We start from the raw sequence: 19,880 nt of genomic DNA on the forward strand, positions 1-19,880 counted from the left end.
GATCCCCCTGTCGCCCTTTGAAGCGGCCCGCTTACGGTCGCCCAGGGCAGCCACTGGCGGCAAGAAGGTGCAATCAACGTAGCGTTCAGGGGCGTCACCGACGACGCCTTCCGTCTTGCCCGAGGCCGGCGGTGGTGGCGATCCAGCTGCCGGCCGCGACGACGTCGGCGCTGGTGAGGAAGTTGCCGACGGTGAGGGCGACGGGGACGCAGAGGATGGTGATGGCGCCCATGCAGGTCGGGGCGTTGGGTCCGCCCAAGTGGTTGCCCCCGGGGCGGTCAGCGCGATGGCGGCGGCGACGTCCGTCCCGGGCCCTGCGCGCCGAACCCGCGGAGGTCGACCGGGCGGCGGCCCGGGTAAGGCGCGGGCTCAGGCGGGCCGCATGATCGGCGGTGTCAGCGTCGTCGCGTCGCCCGCCCGGTACAGCGCCGCGGGGCGGCCGACCGCAGACTTGCGCCGGCGTCCCACGGGGACGATGAACCCGGCCGCGTCCGTGACCTTGCGGTGGAAGTTCGGGCCGTCCAGCGGCTGTCCCCACACGGTCTCGAAGACTTTGCGCAGTTCCGCGATGGTGAACTCGGGTTGGCAGAACTGAGTGGCCACGGCGGAGTGCTGGAGTTTGAAACGGGCCTGCTCGACGGCGTCCGTGAGGATCTTGTGGTGGTCGAAGGCGAGGAGGTCCGCGGAGGCGAGCACCGAGTCGACCGGCAGCCACCGGGTGTCGGCGGCGTCCGACCCGGCGACCGGGGCCGGGGGCTCCGGCACGATCGCCAGGTAGGAGCAGGTGACCACCCGCGGGTCGCGCGGATCGCGACGCGGGTCGGCGTAGACCCCGACCTGTTCGAGGTGGAACCGGGCGGCGTCCAGGCCGGTCTCCTCGCGCAGTTCGCGAACCGCCGTGTCGTCGAGGGTCTCCGACCCGCGCAGGAACCCGCCGGGCAGGGCCAGTCTGCCCCGGAACGGCTCGGTGCCCCGCTCCACCATGAGGACCTGAAGGGCTCCCTCGCGGATGGTGAGGAGGGCGACGTCGGCCGTCATGTGGATCAGGGAGCGGGGGCGGGTGGTTCGCATGCTGCACAGACTAGCTAATTGTTCGATTGACAAAAACTCCGCCACGTAGTTAGGGTCACAACTACATAAACTGTTCCCGGATCGGGAGCGGTACAGGCTCGGGGGGCCCTGTGATCCTTGCTGTGGACATCGGCGCGTCGTCTACGAAGGCCGCGCTGTGGCGGCGGAAGGGCAGTGCCCCCGCCGCGCTCGACATCGACGGGGAGTTCCAGTGGTCCACCACGCTCTTCCTGGACCGGGGGCGGGGCATGCTCACCGGGGTGGCGCCGGAGAACCTCGCCGGCGCTCCGCGCTACCGCGGTCGCTACCTCGTAGGAGTCAAACAGCAGGTCAACAAGCCGGACCCGGCCACCGAACCGCTCTACCGGGAGTTACGGTTCCCCGCCGGCGCCGCCGAGCCCCTCGTGCGCGGAATCGGCGTGATCCTCGCCCACGCGCTCAGCGCGGTACCGAAGCGGTTCGGACGGCCCGACCGCCTGGTCCTGTCCCACCCCGTGGTCTGGACGGACACCGAGAAGGCGGTACTCGTGGAGGCGGCGGCCGCCGCCCTCCCCGGAGTCCCCGTCGCCCTGGTCAGCGAGGCCGAGGCGGTCGGCCTGCACATGGCCTCCCGCCTGCCGGCCGGCGGATCCTACGCCGTCCTGGACTTCGGTGCCTCGACCTTCGACTTCGCCGTCCTGCGGCACCAGGCGCAGGGCCCGGCCCGCGTGGTGTACGACGGGGGCCGGCTGATCGGCGGGGACGACTTCGACGCCTGCCTCCTGAACCTGGTGCGCGAGTCGGCCGACGCCGGCCAACTCCGTGAGCTGAGAGAAATCGCCGCCACCGAGCCCGAGTTGCTGAGGGCCGAGGCGGAACAGGTCAAGAAGGCCCTGAGCGAGTCCGACGAGGCCGTCTTCGCGGTCCGCAGCGTCGAAATCGACATGTACCGGGGGGAATTCGAGGAGGCGATCACCCCACTGGTCCTGGCCTGCAGCACCCTGGTCGACGAGGCGCTGTCGTCCCTGCTCCACGCGGACCCGCCCCACACGTTCGCGCTCAGCGGGGGAGCGGCGCGCATCCCCTTGGTGCGGCAACAGATGGCTGACCTGGCCGCCGGAGCGGGAGCCAAGGTGATCGACGCCCAGGAGGAGACACCGGGCAGCCTGGTCGCCCTCGGCGCACTGCGCACACCCGCCGACGCCCCCGCGCCCCGCGCCCACGCCCTCCGCCCCTTCACCCTCACTCCCGATGTGATGAAGGCGCCGGCTGCCCGGACACCCCTCACGGCCGTGCGCGGCGGCCTCGCCTTCCTCGGCCCCGACGCACGGTTGCAGGTGTGGCAGGACGACGGCACCGGAACCATGTGCCCGGTCGCCCTGCGCCGGAAGGTACCCGGCTCGGTCGCCATGACCGTCGGCGGAACCGGTCGTGAACTGGTGCTCGCCAGCCCCTCACCGGCTTTCACCCTGATGGAACTGAACACGCGGGGCGAGGACATCGCTTCCACCGTGTTCGGCCACCTCGCCGCCACACCGTCCCGGTCCGAGGGCCGGGTCACCGCACTGGCCCACTCGTGGCCGCTGCTCGCCTGGTGCGTCGACGAGGGTCCCGCAGGCTCCGTGGTCGACGTCCGCGCAGACCGCTGGCGTCCCCTCCACTACGACGAGCCGGTATCGGAACTCACCTTCGCCGGACCAGGACTGCTTCTGGCCCGCACCGCGACCGGGCTGTTCCTGCTGGACACGGACTCCCTGCGGACACCCGCCTTCCTCCCCCTCTCCAAGCCGTTCTCCGTGGCCGTCGAACCGTCCTCGGCCGTGGCCGCCGTGAGCGGAGCCGGAACCGTGAGGGGATACGCCCTGCGACCGGACGGCTTCGAGCAGCTCTGGCACCGTCCGCTCAAGGACGGCGGACCCGTGGCCTGCACGGCGCCGGGCGGCCGGCCCGTGGTGATCGTCTTCGACGCCCACGACGGGGTGTACCGGGCGCTCGCGGCGGACACCGGCAGGCAACTCGCGCTGCGGGACGCGGCCGCGTCCACCGGCCCTCACCGGATGTACCCCAGCCCCGACCCCGGTGTGGTCTACGCCAGGACCCCCGGGTTCGTGCACCGGCTGCGCCTCGAAGGGCCCGTACGGTGACGGCGCCCGGCCCGGCCGCGGCGCTCATCGCGGAGCACTGCCGAGAGCTGCTCGGCGACCCGGAGCAGGCCGACGACACCACCCTGCGCGACATCGTCGCCCAGTGCGCCCAGCCCCTGAGGGTCCTGCTGGTCGGTGGCGTCTCAAGCGGCAAGTCGACCCTCCTGAACGCCCTGGTCTCCGGTTCCCGGGCCGAGACGGCGTTCACCGAGACCACGTCCGTGATCACCTGGTACCACGGACCACACCTGGGCACGCTGCGGCTCCCCGATCCCTCCCACCGCGCGGTCGCCGTCGAGTTCCCGCTCGCCGACCGCCTCGTCCTGGGCGACAGCCCCGGCCTGAACACCGTCTCGGAGAACCCGCGCGAGACCCTGCGGATGATGCGCGGCGGCGATCTGGCCGGCGCCGCCGCAGCCTTCGTCTGCGTCTTGGACCGCGGACTGGTGGACAAACACTGGGCCGAGCAGCTGGAGGGCCTCGCGGCCTTCTCCGCGGGCCCCTTCGACCTCGTCGGCAACGTGGTGGTCGTCATGTCGAAGATCGATCTCGTCGATGAGGACATCGGCGGCATCGAGCGCCGGACGCGCGTCGACGCACCGGTCACCATCCGCTTCGCGGGCGTCAACCAGCTCATGGCGGCGGCCGCCAGGAACGGTGCCGTCGACGGGCGGACGGTGGCCGTGCTGGACGCCCTCCGCGCGCTGCCCTCGTTCACTTCGTGGCCCGCAGACTCCTGGCCCGAAGTGCAGGAGGAACTGTCCGGACTGTTCCCCGACGCGGACCTGAAGGCGTTCGAGGAAACGGTCGGGGGGCCCAAATGGCTCCCCGAACTCATCCGCGCCACCGCGGACATGGACGACCCGTCAGCCGTCGCCGCGGTCTTCGAGCACATGTCAGGCATCGCGACCCTGGAATCCGTACTGGCCGACATCGCGGAGGACGCCGACCTGTTCACCTCCACCGCCGCCCTGCTCAGGCTGCGCCGACTGGCCGCGGGGCTGCCCGATGGCCCCGCCGCACGGGTGCGCTCCGCGATCGCCGGGGTGACGTCCAGCCGGCCGTACCAGGACCTGTGGCCTCGGGCCGCAGCACGGCTGATGCGCCACACCTGCGTGGGGGACGGACTCGACCCGGACGACGTGGAGACGGCCCTGCGGCTGCTGCGGGGGCTGAGCTGCGCACCGGCCGACGCTGCCGCCGCACTCACCCGCTGGTCGTCCCGGTCGGCGGATCCCTTCGCCGACTCCCGCACCCGCCACCTCGCACGCCTCGTCCAGGACGCGGCACTGCGCGCACTGGCCGATCCCGAACCGGAGGAAACGCTTTGAGACCTCCTCGCTTGCGCTCGGCCCGGACCACGGCACGGGTCCTGCGCCGACTCGCAACCCGTCGCCGGCCCGGTCCGGGCGACGCACGACCGGACGGGCCGCCCTCCCCGGCTCCGCACCTCCCCGGCGTGGCCGCGGACCTGCTCGCCGTGGCCGACCGCCTGACCAGCCGTGAACTGGCGCGCCGCATCAGGGCCGTGGTGGCACGGCTGCCCGGCATCGTGACGATCAGCCCCGAACCGGGGACGCCCTTCGACCCGGCCGCCCACAGCTGGGCCGAGACGCACGGGGCCACCGAACCACTGCAGTGCGGCCGGATCGCCGACGTGCTCGACCCCGGATTCCGCGAGAGCCACACCCGCAAGGTCCTCAAGCCGGCCCGAGTCGCCGTCTACGACATGGAGGAGAAGTCCCATGACTGACCCCTTCGGCACCGCCGCAGCAGCGGCCGCCGACGACCGGGCGGAAGACGCCGTGCTGCGTCTGCTCGCACTGGCCGAGGAGGAAGAGGCCCTGGCCGCGGCCGGGGAACCCCTCAAGCGCCTGGCCGGCCGCTGGCGCACGCCCGTTGCCCAGGTGACGGTCGTCGGAGAGGTCTCCGTCGGCAAGTCCACGCTCATCAATGCGCTGGTGGAGACCCCTGTCCTGCCCGCGGCCACCGAATCGCTGTCGTCCGTGCAGGTGGAGCTGGTCCACGGAGATGCCCTGCTGGCCACCGTCTACATACGACAGGGCGACGAACTGGTCGTGCGCGACGTGGCGGGGACGGAGATCGAGGAGTACCTGACCGCCCGTGGCGCCAAGACGGTGGTCCGGCGCCACGGGCGGGACGCGGAGGTCCTCGGCGCGGTGATCGCGGTCCCCTCCGCATTGCTGGGCCAAGGGCTACGGCTGACCGACACGCCTGGCGTCGGCGGCCTCAACCCCGCCCACCGCAGGGCGACCGTGGCGGCGCTGGCGGACTCCGACGCGGTCATGTTCGTCATCCGCCCGGACCGTCCCATCAGTGCCTCGGAACTGCGCTTCCTGGCCGAGTCCGTGGACCACGTCGGGCACTACCTGATCGTCCAGACCCACGCCGGTGAGTTCTCTGACGCCGCCGACCGGCTGCGTGAGAACCTCGCCCTGCTGCACTCCCCGCAGACGTGGACGCGGCTGCTCAAGGACGAGACGCGCGGCAGGCAGCTCGCCGAACGCTTCCGGAAGGAGGTGACCGGGGTCAGCGTGTCGGCCACGGACGCGCTGAGCGCGTACGCACGGCGTCCCGGCCCGGGCTGGGAGAGGAAACTGGCCCTGAGCGGGATCTCGAAGCCGGCCGAGTGGCTGCGCACCGAGGTGGCCGAACAAGTCGGGCTGATCCACCGCCGCACCCTGCTGCGGCTCGCCGGCTTCACCGCGGCCGCGATCGCCGACCGGCTGGCGGGCCGCCGGTCCCTGCTGGCGGAGGGCGAGGAAGGCGAACGGGCCGTGCGGGAACGGCAGGAGAGGGTCTACCGATGGATCGCCAAACACGGGGAGGTCTGGAAGCCCGACCTCGACCGGGCCGCAGAGGAGGCTCAGGCGGAAGTGCGCGCACTGGGTGCCGAACGGGTGGCACGGCTCGGGGCCGACTACCGCGCACGGTTCGAAGGCAAGAGCCCCAAGGCTCTGCAGAGCATCTGTGAGGAACTGGTCAAGGAACCGGCCAGCGCCTCGGCCGAGATGCGCGCGCGGGTCAAGCTGCGGCTCGACGCCGCGGTCGCGGAAATCACCCGGAACGACCCGGAGGGACCGGTGGGCGCCCATTTGGGACGGATGAACGCATCGGAGGAGCTGGCCGTACGGGTGCACAACCGGCTCACCGTCGCCGACCTCGCACTGGAGGAGAGCCAGGTCTCGACGGCCGCCCTGATGGGGGCCGGCGTGCTGTCCCGCGACCTGGCCGCGAGTCAGCACAGGCCCCGTACCGAGGCCCGTACCGAGCCGCAGACCATCGCGCTGTTTCCCGACTGGTTCCCCGTCCACAAGTCCATGACCCCGCCACAGGCAGGCACGCGGTCCCCCGACTGGAACGGTGGCCGGCACAAGCCCGGTACCGGACAGCAGGCCGGCGGGACGGCCGCGCTGGCCGCCGCGGCCCTGGCCGCGCTGCCCGCCGCCGTCGTCACGGCGGCGGTCGCCGCGGCGCTCATCGGCGGGGTGGCCGTCTGGCGCCGACGTCGCGCCCATTCGAGGGAGGCTGCCGAACAGGTACTGGCGGAGGTGCTCAAGGCCATCGGCACCGGCGCGGTCGAGGACGCCTGCCGGCAGGCCGTCGAGCAGCGGGACGACATCACGGTGGAGATCGAGAGCCGGCTGAAGGAGGAGCAGGCCCAGATCGAGCGGGACGAGGCGGACCTGGAGCGGCACACCGGCCTCACCGTCGACGAGCGCGTTGGGATGCTCAACGCGATCGACTTGGCCGAGCGGGAACTGCAAGCCCTGCAGACGGAGTTCGAGAAGGTCAGGCTCACATGGAACCCCTGAGCGCGGGCCCTGACGGCCGAGGGCGCGGTGCGCCGGGTCCGCGGCGGCCGGCATCCGACGGGTCCTCGCCGCCCCCCGGTTCCGAGAGGCTGTGCCAGGTACTGATCACCGAGTACGAGGTGCTGAAGGCGGAACAGAGCGCCCGGATCGAGGCGCGGGACCACCTGATGTACGCGACGCTCGCCGTCTTCGGCGCCACCGCCGCGGCGATCGCGGGGACTTCCCGCGCCGCCGAACTCGTCCTACTCCTCCCGCCGGTGTGCATCGTCCTCGGCTGGACCTACCTGGCCAACGACGAGAAGGTGTCGGCCATCGGCCGCTATCTGCGGACCACGCTCCGGCCCCGGCTGGCGGCGGCGGCCGGCGTGGACGCCGGTCTCGTGCTCGCCTGGGAGTCCGTGCACCGGGGCGGCCCGCTGCGGGTGTCGGGGAAGTACCTCCAACTCGCCGTGGACCAGATCATGTTCGCTCTGCCCGTGGTCCTCTGCGTCGTCCTCCACTTCCTGTCGCGGGGCGTTTCCCGTCCTGAACTGACCGTGGTGTCCGCCGCCGAACTGGCGGCGGTCGCCGTACTGTCCACCCGCATCGTGCTGGCCATGGACGCCGGCGACGGAAGGGAGCCGTGATGGCCGAGCCGACCGGAGACCGCGAACTGAGGCCGAAGGTGGGGCTGGTGGTCGCTCTGGACGAGGAGTTCCGGTACGTGATGGCCGGGCTCGACCGGCTCGGCGACATCGAAGTGGACCACCGGGTCTACTACCGTTTCCGGATCCCGGGCTCCGACGTGATGGGCGTACTGACCGTCCTGGACGCCATGGGGCTGGCGAACGCCACGGTCGCCGTCAACGACCTCGTCAACGAGTTCAAGGTGTCCCTGGTCGCCCTCGTGGGAACGGCGGCGGCACTCGATGACGAGCTCCCGCTCGGTGACGTCGTCATCGCCTCGGAGATCGTCGACTACCTCAACCAGGCCAAGGTCGTGGACGACCCGAAGAACCCCGACGGCGTCGGCTACCGGCTCGCCGGGACGAACTGGAAGCCATCGGCGGCCCTGCTGCGCTATGTCCGGAACTTCCCGCGCAGGGAGGGCACGGAGCGTCTGGCGGAGCAGTGGACCCAGGACGGCCGCACTGCGTGCCGCATCGCCGAGCCGGACCGGCCTGACGAGGGCCCGCAGTATCACGTGGCTCCCATCGCCAGTGGCGAGATGGTCATCGGTTCACAGGTCTTCAAGGAGATGATCCAGGCTCACAACCGGAAGTTGGCGGCGGTCGAAATGGAGGCGGGTGGCGCCGCACTGGCCGCTTACCCGCATGACGGTGTGGACCTGATCGTCGTCCGCGGGCTCTCGGACCGGGCCGAGAGCGGCAAGGCGGCCACCGACGCCACCCGGGACCTCGACGGCCTCCCGAACGCCTGGCGGCGCTACGCGGTGGGCAATGCGATCCGGCTGCTGACCACGATGCTCGCAGACCCCGACTTCCCCTGGCTCACTCGGCACGAGCCGTCGCGGCGCTGGGGGCGCAGGGGCGCCGGTTCGGCCCGTACGTCCGGCGACAGGCCGCCGCGAGGGATGGTCCGACCCACCCTGGGCGTCGCCGCGGGGCTCACGGCCGGATACGAACTGGGGCGCCGGGTCGCCGAACACCTCGCGCGCGAGCACGCCTCGGCGCAGGACGAGCCGGCCGCGCCGGTGCACGGGTCCCGCGATCAGGGGGACCGGGGGGATCAGGGGGATCAGGGGAGCCAGGGGGACCAAGAACCGCGCGACCCGGACCGTACGGCGGACGACACTCCCGACCAGGCCGGCACGCACGCCGCCCCCCACCACCCAGGGAACCTCACCGAGACGGTGGGCCTCATGGGCGCGGTAAACCTCACGGACATAGGGGGCAGCTTTGACGCCGGCCTTGTCTGATCGAAGAGGGCCCTACCGGCGGTTGGTCAATTCAGGGCAGGACTTTCCGGACGGACAGCCACGCCAAGGCCAGCTCATGCAGTGGGCCGGGCGGCAGAAGGTGCTGAAGCCGCTCAAACGGCGCCGTGACGTTCTTGACACGGCGCAGATATCCGATCTGCTCAATCGGCTGATCCTGCCACCGAACGCTCAGGCCACGGGCTTGCTCGGGCGTCAGAATCACCGCGCTCACGATGCCCGAGGCGATGGCGTCAGCGTCCCAGTCGGCGTCATCGGGGTCTGGACCGAACTCCTCAACCATCCGCGTCCGGAGCCAGAAGTTCTGCGCGGCCATTCGTGCCTGATCCCACGGTCCGCCGCCCTGCATGCGGGCGTTGACCTGCAACGAGAGCTTTGCCCACTGCTTGCGCAAGCCGGCAGGCACACGGCCGTCCTCCGCACGGGACAGCGCAACGACCCGGATCTGCTCAATCTCCCGGACATCGGCACCGGCACCGGCACCACGATGCTCAAGCTGTCCGAACGTCGAGGAAACCCGCTGCCTGCTCGCTCGTTTCGGCGGCTTCAGCCGCTACCGCTGACCCACCCTGTCGCCGGTGGACGACGGTGCTCGTCGCGCAGTTCTGGGCGGGCCCGAGGAGGGCGTGGCGTTCGTTTTCGTCGACGGCCAGGTTCCAGCGGAGCTTCGTTGCGATCGAAGCCGCGGCATGGGTGCAGGGGGAGGAGCCGTCCGGCGGGACTCGTTCGGCCGGGTCCTTGGCGGCCTTCGACGGTCGGGGTGACGGTCGACCGGGGGGTGCGTTGACGGGCCAGGAAAATATGTCGAACGCGGAGCCGACCTCTGGGAAGGTCCTGAGTGCCCCGGAACCGCTGCGAGAGGAAGCCCGTGCCGCGCGCTGTCACATTGATTCGCTCCGCCTCCCTGTCCGATGTTGCGGAGTACGCCTACGCGGCCACGGCCCCGGCCGAGTCGCGGCTGATCTTCCTGGCCGGCGCATGTCCCCTGAATGAGGATGGCTCCACTGCGGCGATCGGGGACGTCGCGGGGCAGGCGGCCAGGGCTGTGGAGAACATGCGGACCGCTCTGACGGACTCGGGCGCGGCACTGCACGATGTCATCAGCACCCGTGTTCTCGTTGCCTCTCACCGGCGGGAGGACCTGGTGACGGCGTGGGAGGTTGTCCGGGACGCGTTCGGTGACCACGACGTGCCCAGCACACTGATGGGCGTCACCGTGCTCGGTTATGACGGCCAACTCGTAGAGATCGAAGCCATCGCCGCCGTACTTGATTCCTGAGCCGACGGGCCGTCCCTGCCGCGCCACCGAACCCTTAGCGATCGTGGCCCCCCCCCCGCATACCGCTCCGGCCGAACCGGCACCGCCCGGGCCGGGTCGCCACCCGGGTGCGTGGCGGCCGATCGCGCGAACGTGGCTGTCGCGGAGAGTGTTCTATCGTGACCGAGTGTGTCCGAGTGGGTAGGGTGAGGTTCCCGACCTTGGAGGAGACCATGTCCACATCTGCCCGGCAGACGGTGAAGCCCGAGGTCACGTTGTTCAGCGGCCCCGGTCACACGGGTGACCGCTGTGTCCTGCCGCTCGACGGTTCCACCTACTCCCTCAAGGCGACCGGCCTGGCGAAGATCGTCTCGGTCAGGGTCGACTGGCCCGGCCACGAGGGGGCGAAGCCGGTCGTCCGCCTCTACTCCGAGGTTCCCACCCGGTACGAAGATGTCGCGGCGGGGCAGGGGACCACGTTCAAGGACTTCACCGCCGACAGCGCCGACACCGGCAGGTGGGCCGGCGCGAAGTGCGTCAAGGGCTACGCCGACGACGGGAGGCGACAGGCGATGAACAGCCTCGTCGACCCCCAGGGCGAGCGGCCCATCCTCGACGTCCTCGCCGACTCTGACGCCAAGCCCGAGTTCAGCCGGCCGGCCACGGGCCGCGGCCTGTTCGGCTGACGCTGACCGACAGCACGGCTACGCCCCCGGGCCGCCCCGGATCTCCTTCCTACGGGCGGCCCCCGGGGGTGTGGCGCGGCACGGCAGACGGCCGGCGGTGACCGATGACGGCTTGGCCGAGGCCCTGTGTGCGCGAGCGCCGACGCGGCTTCCTGGCAGCGGCAGCTCTGCGAGACGGGCGGCAGCGCCGTGTGCGGTGTGGGCGGGAGTTGGGCGTGGATGGTCATGCCGGGGGTGATGTGGCCTGGGGCTTCGACGACGGCCACGCCGCCGGCCTGGCGGACGAGGGGGCCCGTCACCTGAGCCGGGAGCACGTTTCAGATGCCGTGGAGACGTGATCCCGGCCCGCAGCGTTCGTTGGGGAACGATTGGGCGATGTCTTCGAGGTGCTCGGTGACGAGCCGCTCCTCGAAGGTCCCATCGTGCGGCGCGATGCCCGGGGGCCGCCGTAGCTCGGTGACTCGGGCGGCAGCCGGTCGCTGCGGGGCCGAAGTGTGGTGATACAGGTGGCCGGGTACGGCCATCCGGCGGCCACAGGCGACGACGCCGATCTATACGACCTCGCTCTGCCTCAAGGCGCGAGCGTGACGCGCGAGGAAGCCGGCGGCCTCCTCATCACGGGCGCGGAGGGCGCCATCACCGGGGCCGGTGGAGGTGGCGCACCTGGGGGCGGCCGTGGCGGACGCCGCCGCGCTCACGGTTCCCGCCGTGACCCGCGTCCGCGACTGACCCGTCCCGAACGACGGGGGCGGGCCCGGCCGGGGAGCAGGTCCCAGGAGTCGTGGCCGAACTGGCTGCGGCTCACTCCGGGATGGTCAGACCAGCTTCCCTGAGCCGGGGAAGACAGATCGCCAGGCAGTCCTCTACGGACTTCGCGTCGGTACGGACGAGCAGACCCTCCCGAAACGGCGCCCCGCTGGCCACGAACGTCCAAGGCTTGGTGCCGTCACGCATGCGCTCGGCATCCGCCTTGAAGATGACCGTGACACCCTGCTCAGCCAGAGCTTCCATGATCCCTACGACGTCCATTGCCCCCCGATTCCGAACCAAACGAGCAGCCACGCTACATGGGGCCAGACCGGCCTCCCTTGACGGGTTGGCCGCATGAGGGGCCTTCCGGCGGGTCCCGGTGAGCGGCGATCCTGCCCCGGCTCCCGTGCGGCGGTGAAGACCGTGCCATCCGAGGGCATCTGGCTCTACGGTGGCGGTAGTACCCGCCGCGAGGAGGAGCCCATGAGCGCCCAGCCCGACCACGCCCCCGTACCCGCCGCGGCATACGGGCCGGCGCCGGGCGCGCCGGCCGAGCTCCTCGCCCGGCTGCGCGCCGACCGGCGGGCGGAGCGGTGGGTGCCGGCGTTCGAGGCGGAGTGGGCGCGGGCGCTGGAGGAGTCGCGGGCCACGTTCTCCCTGACCACCTTGTACGAGGTCGTCCACGCCTGGCAGGCCCGTCTCGCCTCCGCCCCCGCGGTCGACGCGTTCGTGGCCGGCGGCTGCGACGAGAGCGGCTTCATGGACATGGCCGAACTCCGTGGCCGGCGGGGCCGGTGAGCGGTCAGCCGTACGCGGTCCGTATTTCGTCGGCGGCCGCGAAGGTCCTCGCCGCCCTCCCCGAGCACGCGGAAGAGACGGTGTGGGACCTGCTGGACGCTGCCGCGGCCGACCCGTGGGGCTTTGGCCAGTGGGACCCCGCCGACCCCGAAGGCGAGGACGTGCGCATCGCGTCCGCCGGCCGCCTGTCGGTCGTCTACTTCGCCAACCGTCCGCCACGGCACCTGTCCGTCCTGGACATCGTCTGGCTCGGCTAGCCCTCCGCCTTCCCGCGCGCTGGCCGCGCTGGTTGCGCAGTCTGTCCCGCCATCCGCCGGCAGCGGGAGATCGCGGCGGCCTGCCGTTACGGCCGAGGTCGAGTTCACCCCGGCCCCGTAGACCGGCTGCAGAACGGCGAGGGGGCGTTAACTCCCATGTGTATTCGTGGTTCGTGCACCAGAATGCCCGGATGGAAGCGGGCACGGTGGCGGAACTGGTCGGGCAGGCACGGGCGGCGGCGCGTGTCGCCGTCGAGACGGATGACTGGGACGAGTACGCAACGCTGCTGTGGCGGGCAGCCGCTGACGGGGCGGGGGCGCTGCAGATCGGCCGGGAGCTGATCGGTTCTGATGATCTGGTCGACCGCGAGACAGGCTGTGACCTGCTGGGCAATGCAAGCGATCAAAACGAGGCGGTCCGCTCCGACACGGCGGCCACGCTGGTCGCCCTCTCGGAGCGGGAGACCGAGGGCCGCGTGCTGTGGTCCTTGGCGCGCGCGATCGAGAGGACGTACGACCAGCGCGCCGTCCCCGTCCTCGTTGTCCTCGCCGGGCATCCTGACGCCGAGGTCCGCCGGCAAGCGGCCAGCTCGTTTGCGGGGGTCATGACCGGCCTGCCGGACGGACCGGACATCCGCGCACTCATCACGCTGACCCGCGACCAGGACCCGGAGGTCCGCAACTGGGCGACGTTCACCCTGGGCTTCCAGGCCGAGGCCGACACTCCCGCGATCCGGGCCGCGCTCTGGGAGCGGACGACCGACGAGAACGCCGAGGCCCGTGAGGAAGGCATCCGCGGGCTGGCCCGGCGACACGACCCCCGTGCCGTCCCGCTGCTGGCGGAGCTGCTCGGCAATCCCGAGGGCGTGCACGTCCACACGTTCAGCGCGGCGCAGATCATGGGTGTCCCCGAGCTGCTGCCGGTTCTGCTGGAGTACGAGCCCGACGACGCCGGGGTCACCGCTGCCGTGAACGCCTGCGACCCGGTGCACCAGGCCCAGTTGGAGGCCTCTGCGTGGACCCTGGTCTCCGCGCTCCACCAGCTCCGCCCCGACCTGGACGCCGCCGTCTACATGCAGCGCTTCGACCGGGACCTGTTCCTCGGCCTCGAAGCCACCTTCGATTCGCCGATCCACGACGTCGAGGCACTGCTCGTACGCGCGGACGGCGACCCCCTTCGCGCTGCCGAACTCGTCCTCACCGACCTGGCTACGTAGAGCCTGAGCATCCGCCGCTCGGGGGCCCGTCCGGATGGCCACCCCGCAGACGAAGCCGCCCCCGCTGACGGCCGCCGTTCCGCTGAACAGCCTTGGCGCAGGGCGTCGGCCGGCCGGCCGACCGAGGCGGGAACGGCGCCGGTCGCGGTGCTGGGGGCCGTCAGTGCTTCGGCATGGGAAGCAGTTCGGCGTGCCTGACCGTGTAGCCGCCCTTGGTCACCGGGGCGTACGCGGCGGGGGCCATACAGGTGCCGACGGGGGCCTCCGCGAGAGCGGCGTCGTCCCCCGGCAGCAGGTTCACGCCGTTCCACGAGAAGCCCACGCGGTCTCGGGAGCGCCCCTTGTCCTCGCCGCCGTCGTAGACACTGAACCCGATCCGCTTGCCGACGTCATCCACCGGGCCGCCGTCGCTCACCTGGGTGATGACCGCCGTCAGCGTCGCGTTGTGGGGGCCGGTGACCAGGCAGTCCACGAGCCCTTCGGACGTGTACGTCTTGTTCCGCTCGGCGGAGTAGTGAGAGACCTTGACCGTGCCCCGGGCATCGGTCGGAAGCCCTGTGGGGATCCCCGGCAACGGCCGGCTGTACGGCGCCGCCTGCGCATCGAAGCTGAACGAGCGGACGTCTTCGTCCGGGTAGTGGGGAAGGACGAACTCCGCGCTCCCCGTGACACTCGCGTGCGCGGTCTTGTCGGCACGCTGCTCGGCGGAGGCGACGGGGGCGGCACTCAGGGGTAAGCCGATCACCAGGGCCGCGAGCAGGGCCGGGAAGGCCATCGTCCTGGGGCGGGGCATTGCAGTCATCGGACTCTCCGGGTGGTCTTGTGGGCCCCATCGACGGGGTCGCCCCATCCTTTCCTCCGTCGCCGTCCGGGCCATCCGCCTTGATCCGTAACCCCTCACGGGTTCGCCTCAGACCCGAGACCGACCGGCGTCAGCCTCGGGTCGCACGCCCATGCCAGTCGCACGCCCATGCCATCAGGGCCCGCGCCGCGCACAACGATCCGCCCGAGGTCTTCGTTGCCGCCGCGGCTGCTGCACCTCGGCCAGAGCCCTTGTGGACTTCCGCATCGCCGTGCCCATGAGGGGAGAGAGGCTCAGGCCGTCGTGTCGACGATCTCCTTGACCGTCTCCAGAGTGGTTTCCGGGTGCAGAAAGGCGAATCGGGCGACGGTCTCGCCCTCCCAGCCGGTCGGCGCGACGAAAGCGGTCTGGCCGGCGAGGAGGCGGGCGGACCATTGCCCGTAGTCCTCGGCGGTCCAGCCGGTGCGGCGGAAGAGGACGGCGGAGAGCTCGGGTTCGCGGACGAGTTCGAGGTGCGGGGTGTTCCGGATGAGTGCGGCGGTGTCGCGGGCCAGAGCGAGGGCCTTCTCGATGGCCTCGCTGTAGGCGCGGGTGCCGTGGACGGCGAGGGAGAACCACAGGGGGAGCCCGCGGGCGCGGCGGCTGAGGTGGTGGGCGTAGTCGCTGGGGTCCCACCGGGTGGCGTCGTCACTGTGCAGGGCGTCGAGGTAGGAGGCGTGCTGGGTGTGGGCCGCCCTGGCCAGGCGCGGGTTGCGGTAGAGGAGGGCGGCGCAGTCGAAGGGGGCGAAGAGCCACTTGTGGGGGTCGATGACCAGGGAGTCGGCGTGCTCGATGCCCCGGTAGCGGTGCCGGACGCTCGGGGCCAGGAGGCCGGCGCCGCCGTACGCGCCGTCGACGTGGAGCCACAGGTCGAAGTCCCGGGTCACGGAGGCTATGCCGGCCAGGTCGTCGATGATTCCGGCGTTGGTCGTGCCGGCGGTGGCCGCCACCCCGATGATGTCGGACGGATCCGCGTCGGCGCGGAGGGCGGCGCGTAGGGCTGGGCCGGTCAGGCGGTGGCCCGCGGTCGGCACCACGAAGGGCTCGGCGCCGATGATGCGCAGGGTGTTGCCGATGGAGGAGTGGGCCTGGTCGGACACGGCGAACCGGACGCGGTCGTACGGTCCGAGGCCCCGGCGGCGCCGGACCGTGTCGCGTGCGGTGACCAGGGCGGAGAGGTTCCCGGCGGAACCGCCCGAGACGAAGCACCCGCCGGCCGCGGCAGGTAGTCCGGCGAGGTCGGCGAGCAGGCGCAGCACTTGGTTCTCGGCGGCGATGGGACCGGAGGCCAGGAGCCACGAGACGCCCTGGACCGACGAGCACGAGACGAGCATGTCGAAGAGGACGGCGGCCTGCGTGGGGGAGGCGGGAACGAACGACAGGAAGCGGGGGCTGTCGACCGCTATCACGGTGGGAGCCAGGTGTTCGGTCCACAGCCGGAGGATCTTCGCCGGATCGTTGCCCTCGGGTCCGATGAGCCCTGCCAGGACCCGGTCGAGTTTGTCTGCCTGGCCCGGATGGTTGAGCGGGGGCCTGTTCCGAAGGCGGTCGCGCAGTGCGGCGACGACGAGGTCGGTGAGGGCAGGGTCGTTCGTGTGCATGGTGGACCTTCGCGTTGACGATCATCGGGCCGTGACGGGCCGGTGGTCAGTGAATCCGGCTCCCGGGAGGAGGAGTTCGGTCTGCGTCACGGCTCTGTGCCCTGCGTTTCGTCCGCGTGGCCGAACAGGTCTGCGAGGCAGGACCCGTGCGGTGTGCCCGTACCAATCCCGTCGGGAGCTTTCGTCGCCGGCGACCACGCCCCGCGCCTCGCGCGGCGCCACGATCACGGGAGGACCCGCGGATGACGGCGGGAAGAAGCGAAAGGCTGCCCGCATGCGCCACGACACCCGCCCGGCCCTGGGCATCCTCGGCGGGATGGGCCCCCTCGCCACGGCCGACTTCTACCGGCGCCTCATCGAGTGCACCCCGGCCGGCTCCGACCAGGCGCATCTGCCCGTCGTCATGTGGGCCGATCCCGCCGTCCCCGACCGGACCACGGCGCTGCTCGGCGAGGGACCTTCCCCCGTGCCCGCCCTCGTGGAAGGCGCCCGCTGGCTCCGGCGTGCGGGGGCCGGCTGCATCGCCATCCCCTGCAACACCGCGCACGCCTATGCCGAGCAGCTGTCCAGAGCGACGGGGGTCGAGGTCCTCGACATGATCAGGGCCGCCCTGGAGGCGGCGGCACGCCGGACGCCAGGGCTTGAGAGGGTGGGCGTCCTCGCCACTCGGGGCACGCGGCTGACCGGGCTGTACGAGTGTGCCGGCGCCCGGCTCGGGCTCGACGTGATGCAGGTGAGCGACGCCGTACAGGAGGAATACGTGGACGCGGCGATCCGCAAGGTCAAGGGCGGTGCACACCGCGCCGAGCCCGAACGGTGGATCGCCACGGCCACCGAGAGCCTCAGGGAACGGGGAGCCCAGGCGGCCATCGCCGCCTGTACGGAGATCCCTCTGATCAGCGCCGCGGCCGCTCGCGTGCTTCCGCTGATCGACTCGACCGACGCCCTTGCCGAAGCGGCCGTCGCCCGCCTGTGGCACCCCACCGGAGGCGTTCGTACCCCGGTACGAACAGACTGACGTATCCTCGTCCGCACGCACCACATCGCAGGGCTGCGCACGTCCTAACCTGCGGAGATGATCAGGCACATGTCGGCGCACCCCGCCCGGAGCCTCAGCCGGGTGCTTGAGGACTTCGGCCACACCCTCCTGGACCTGCTGTACGGCGACGCCGACGCGGCCGGGGAGATCGGCGGCGTCGGCATCCACGACCCGTACGACGAGCAGCACTACCCGGAGCGCGCCATCGTGCTCGGCATCGGTGTCCAGGGCGCGGACGAGATCGGTCGGCTGCTGCGGTACCTCGCCGCGCCGGGCGCCACCGCCCTGATCGTCCGCGGCCCCGTCGAGGACGCCGACGAGCTGGAGCCGGTCGTGAACGAGACCGGCGTCGCGCTGCTCGCCCTGACCCGCGGGGCCTCTTGGGCCCAGCTCGCGGCGATGCTGCGCACCCAGCTCGCCGAAGGCGACGTGGGCGACGTTCGCGAGGGCGAGGAGCAGACCCTGGGCGGGGTGCCCGCGGGTGACCTCTTCGCGCTGGCCAACGCCATCGCCACCCTGCTCGACGCCCCCGTCACCATCGAGGACCGCCGTTCGCGCATCCTGGCGTTCTCCGGCCGACAGGACGAGGCGGACGCCCCCCGGGTGGAGAGCATCCTGGCCCGCCAGGTGCCCGAGCGCTATCTGCGCCACCACGAGGAACACGGCGTCTTCAAGGAGCTGTACCGCAGCGAGGGCCTGGTGCACGTTCCGGCGCCGACCCTCGACGGCGAGGTGGCGCTGCCGCGCGTGGCCGTCGCCGTGCGCGCCGGCGACGAGTTCCTCGGCTCCGTGTGGGCAGCGCTGCGCAAGCCCCTCACCCCGGAGCGCGAGAAGGCGTTCCTGGAGGCGGCCAAGCTCGTCGCCCTCCACATGCTGCGCTTCCGGGCGGGTACGGACGCCGAGAACCGCCTGCGGGCCGACCTCGTCACGACCGCGCTGGAGGGCGGCGCCGGAGCCGTCGAGGCGCTCGGCAGGCTTGGCCTCGTCGACGAACCCACCCTCGTCCTGGCCATGGGGCTCGCACCCGAGCGGGGCGAGGACCACGCCCACGTAACCGCCGAGCGCCAGCGCCTGGCGGCCGCCCTGGCCGTCCACCTCACCGCCGTACAGCCGCGCTCCGCCGTCGCCCTCCTCGGCGATGTGGCCTACGCGCTCCTGCCCGTGCCGGGAGACACCTCCCACGCCCGAGAGCGGGCCCTGCAGGTGGCCTCGAACTTCCTGGCCCGCACGGGGGAACGGGCCGGCGCCGTCATGGGGATCGGCTCGGTCGCCGAGGAGCCCGCCGCGCTGCCGCGCTCACGCGCCAACGCCGACCGGGCCCTGCGCGTGCTGTTCACCGGCCGGACCGGCAAGCGTGCCGCTTCGATCGCCGACGTGTACGTCGACGCCCTGCTGATCGAGATGCGGGACCTGGCCGTCGCCAACCGCGACGAGCTGTCGGGCCCGCTCGCCCGCCTCGTGGCGTACGACGCCAAGCACAACGCCCACCTGGTCGAGACGCTGCGGGCCTGGCTGGACGCCTTCGGCGACGTGATCACCGCCTCCGCGAGCGTTTTCGTCCACCCCAACACCTTCCGCTACCGCATCCGACGGGTGGCCGAGGTGGGGGAGATCGACCTCCAGGACCCCGCGGCGAGGTTCGCCGCGATGCTGCAGCTGCGCCTGCTGGGTACATAGAACGGCGGCGGACCGGGACCGATGCCCCGGGCCGCCGCTCGGCTGAGAGCGCCTGGGGTCAGAGCCGGACGCCCGGCGGGACCGTCAGGTCCGTGTGGGTGTCGTGGAAGGCGTCCGCGGCCCGGATGGTGCGCACCCAGTCGTAGAACAGCTCCTTGGCGGAAAGCGTTTCGATGCCCTGGCCGGCCAGCCGGCGCAGGCCCCGGTCGTGGGCCGGGCCGGGGGAGTAGGCGGCGTCGTCGACGACCACGACGCGCTTGCCGGCGTGGTGCAGCCGGATCGCCGAGTGGGCCACGCAGATGTCGGTCTCGATGCCGACCAGGACCATGGTCGTCCTCCCGGTGGCCTCGATCGCCGCGGCGATGTCGGGGTTGTCCCACACGGCGAAGGCGTTCTTCGGCAGGGTGACCGCCTTGGCCGGCAGCACGGCGCGGATCTCCGGCACGGTGCGGCCGCCGGCGTCGGGGTCCTCTTCGGTCACCACGACCGGGATGTCCAGGCGATCGGCCACGGAAGTGATCCAGGCGATGCGCCGCACCATGTCGTGGAACCGCTGCCGGTCCACGTCCAGCCGCTTGGGCGGGTAGAAATCGGTCTGCACATCGATGATCACCAGGGCGCAGTCGTCGCGGTCGATCAGCGGCATCGTCGTCTCGTCTCCTCGTACGTTCGGTGCACGCCACCCTAGGAACGCCGACCGCCCCCGGAGTCGTCCGCCGGACCAAGCTGCGACCTGCCTCTTCGTACCCGCGTACGAACCGCCGAGGGGCCTCCGTGCCTACGCTTCCGG

At 71.7% G+C, this 19,880-nt stretch carries 21 protein-coding genes; 14 read left to right on the top strand and 7 right to left on the bottom strand.

The features are described from left to right. Positions 1–94: 94 nt before the first annotated feature. Positions 95–259, bottom strand: a complete 165-nt coding sequence (locus tag AB0M92_RS29565; protein WP_366105365.1) for a hypothetical protein — start codon at positions 257–259, stop codon at positions 95–97. A 110-nt stretch (positions 260–369) separates the two neighbouring features. After that, on the bottom strand, positions 370–1,071 hold the full coding sequence (locus tag AB0M92_RS29570; protein ID WP_366105366.1) for an NUDIX domain-containing protein: 702 nt from the start codon (positions 1,069–1,071) through the stop codon (positions 370–372). A gap of 110 nt (positions 1,072–1,181) precedes the next feature. Between AB0M92_RS29570 and AB0M92_RS29575 the strand changes: the two genes are divergently transcribed. From AB0M92_RS29575 to AB0M92_RS29600, 6 genes are all read left to right on the top strand, one after another. Beyond that, entirely contained in the window at positions 1,182–3,194 is a 2,013-nt protein-coding gene (locus AB0M92_RS29575) for an Hsp70 family protein (RefSeq protein WP_366105367.1), read from the top strand. Continuing rightward, complete coding sequence (locus AB0M92_RS29580; RefSeq protein ID WP_366105368.1) at positions 3,191–4,525, top strand: GTPase; 1,335 nt, start codon at positions 3,191–3,193, stop codon at positions 4,523–4,525. Before AB0M92_RS29575 ends, AB0M92_RS29580 begins: the two co-directional genes overlap by 4 nt. A gap of 128 nt (positions 4,526–4,653) precedes the next feature. Beyond that, positions 4,654–4,947, top strand: a complete 294-nt coding sequence (grpE, locus tag AB0M92_RS29585) for a nucleotide exchange factor GrpE (protein WP_366105369.1) — start codon at positions 4,654–4,656, stop codon at positions 4,945–4,947. Further along, positions 4,940–7,030 carry a dynamin family protein gene (locus AB0M92_RS29590; protein WP_366105370.1) on the top strand — a complete coding sequence of 697 codons (2,091 nt, stop codon included), beginning with the start codon at positions 4,940–4,942 and terminating at the stop codon, positions 7,028–7,030. Before grpE ends, AB0M92_RS29590 begins: the two co-directional genes overlap by 8 nt. Beyond that, positions 7,018–7,656: a hypothetical protein gene (locus AB0M92_RS29595; RefSeq protein ID WP_366105371.1), complete on the top strand. Its 639-nt coding sequence runs from the start codon at positions 7,018–7,020 to the stop codon at positions 7,654–7,656. Before AB0M92_RS29590 ends, AB0M92_RS29595 begins: the two co-directional genes overlap by 13 nt. Then, a complete protein-coding gene (locus AB0M92_RS29600; RefSeq protein WP_366105372.1) occupies positions 7,656–8,948 on the top strand; it encodes a 5'-methylthioadenosine/S-adenosylhomocysteine nucleosidase in 1,293 nt (430 codons plus the stop codon). Before AB0M92_RS29595 ends, AB0M92_RS29600 begins: the two co-directional genes overlap by 1 nt. A gap of 31 nt (positions 8,949–8,979) precedes the next feature. Here AB0M92_RS29600 and AB0M92_RS29605 read toward each other — a convergent pair whose 3' ends face one another. Beyond that, positions 8,980–9,372 (bottom strand): hypothetical protein, encoded by a 393-nt coding sequence (locus AB0M92_RS29605; RefSeq protein ID WP_366105373.1) that lies wholly within the window; start codon positions 9,370–9,372, stop codon positions 8,980–8,982. Between the two features lie 462 nt (positions 9,373–9,834). Here AB0M92_RS29605 and AB0M92_RS29610 point away from each other — a divergent pair, with 462 nt between their 5' ends. The 3 genes from AB0M92_RS29610 (at position 9,835) to AB0M92_RS29620 (ending at position 11,248) form a co-directional block, all read left to right on the top strand. Beyond that, entirely contained in the window at positions 9,835–10,245 is a 411-nt protein-coding gene (locus tag AB0M92_RS29610; RefSeq protein ID WP_366105374.1) for a Rid family hydrolase, read from the top strand. A gap of 212 nt (positions 10,246–10,457) precedes the next feature. Continuing rightward, complete coding sequence (locus AB0M92_RS29615) at positions 10,458–10,910, top strand: hypothetical protein (protein WP_366105375.1); 453 nt, start codon at positions 10,458–10,460, stop codon at positions 10,908–10,910. Positions 10,911–11,125: 215 nt separating this feature from the next. Further along, positions 11,126–11,248 carry a hypothetical protein gene (locus tag AB0M92_RS29620; protein WP_366105376.1) on the top strand — a complete coding sequence of 41 codons (123 nt, stop codon included), beginning with the start codon at positions 11,126–11,128 and terminating at the stop codon, positions 11,246–11,248. A gap of 463 nt (positions 11,249–11,711) precedes the next feature. Here the strand turns inward: AB0M92_RS29620 and AB0M92_RS29625 are convergent, their stop codons facing one another. Continuing rightward, positions 11,712–11,921, bottom strand: coding sequence for a hypothetical protein (locus AB0M92_RS29625; protein ID WP_366105377.1), 210 nt, complete (start codon positions 11,919–11,921; stop codon positions 11,712–11,714). Between the two features lie 222 nt (positions 11,922–12,143). Here AB0M92_RS29625 and AB0M92_RS29630 point away from each other — a divergent pair, with 222 nt between their 5' ends. The 3 genes from AB0M92_RS29630 to AB0M92_RS29640 all read left to right on the top strand — a co-directional run bounded on the left by AB0M92_RS29630 (position 12,144) and on the right by AB0M92_RS29640 (position 13,932). Beyond that, positions 12,144–12,458: a DUF6247 family protein gene (locus tag AB0M92_RS29630; protein ID WP_366105378.1), complete on the top strand. Its 315-nt coding sequence runs from the start codon at positions 12,144–12,146 to the stop codon at positions 12,456–12,458. Further along, positions 12,455–12,715, top strand: coding sequence for a hypothetical protein (locus tag AB0M92_RS29635; protein WP_366105379.1), 261 nt, complete (start codon positions 12,455–12,457; stop codon positions 12,713–12,715). Before AB0M92_RS29630 ends, AB0M92_RS29635 begins: the two co-directional genes overlap by 4 nt. Before the next feature lie 191 nt (positions 12,716–12,906). Further along, on the top strand, positions 12,907–13,932 hold the full coding sequence (locus tag AB0M92_RS29640) for a HEAT repeat domain-containing protein (RefSeq protein ID WP_366105380.1): 1,026 nt from the start codon (positions 12,907–12,909) through the stop codon (positions 13,930–13,932). Positions 13,933–14,092: 160 nt separating this feature from the next. Here the strand turns inward: AB0M92_RS29640 and AB0M92_RS29645 are convergent, their stop codons facing one another. Continuing rightward, positions 14,093–14,734 (bottom strand): hypothetical protein, encoded by a 642-nt coding sequence (locus AB0M92_RS29645; protein WP_366105381.1) that lies wholly within the window; start codon positions 14,732–14,734, stop codon positions 14,093–14,095. 293 nt (positions 14,735–15,027) lie between these two features. After that, the gene (locus tag AB0M92_RS29650) at positions 15,028–16,374 is read right to left on the bottom strand and encodes a pyridoxal-dependent decarboxylase (RefSeq protein WP_366105382.1); all 1,347 of its coding nucleotides are present in this window, start codon (positions 16,372–16,374) and stop codon (positions 15,028–15,030) included. Between the two features lie 274 nt (positions 16,375–16,648). Between AB0M92_RS29650 and AB0M92_RS29655 the strand changes: the two genes are divergently transcribed. Both AB0M92_RS29655 and AB0M92_RS29660 read left to right on the top strand, forming a co-directional pair. Next, complete coding sequence (locus AB0M92_RS29655; protein WP_366105383.1) at positions 16,649–17,392, top strand: amino acid racemase; 744 nt, start codon at positions 16,649–16,651, stop codon at positions 17,390–17,392. 69 nt (positions 17,393–17,461) lie between these two features. Beyond that, on the top strand, positions 17,462–19,090 hold the full coding sequence (locus AB0M92_RS29660; RefSeq protein ID WP_366105398.1) for a helix-turn-helix domain-containing protein: 1,629 nt from the start codon (positions 17,462–17,464) through the stop codon (positions 19,088–19,090). A gap of 58 nt (positions 19,091–19,148) precedes the next feature. Here AB0M92_RS29660 and AB0M92_RS29665 read toward each other — a convergent pair whose 3' ends face one another. Continuing rightward, positions 19,149–19,736, bottom strand: a complete 588-nt coding sequence (locus AB0M92_RS29665; RefSeq protein ID WP_366105384.1) for an isochorismatase family protein — start codon at positions 19,734–19,736, stop codon at positions 19,149–19,151. Positions 19,737–19,880 lie beyond the last annotated feature (144 nt).

Origin of the sequence: Streptomyces sp. NPDC051582 (genome assembly GCF_040681715.1) — a bacterium.
In the GTDB taxonomy this organism is placed as follows: Bacteria; Actinomycetota; Actinomycetes; order Streptomycetales; family Streptomycetaceae; genus Streptomyces.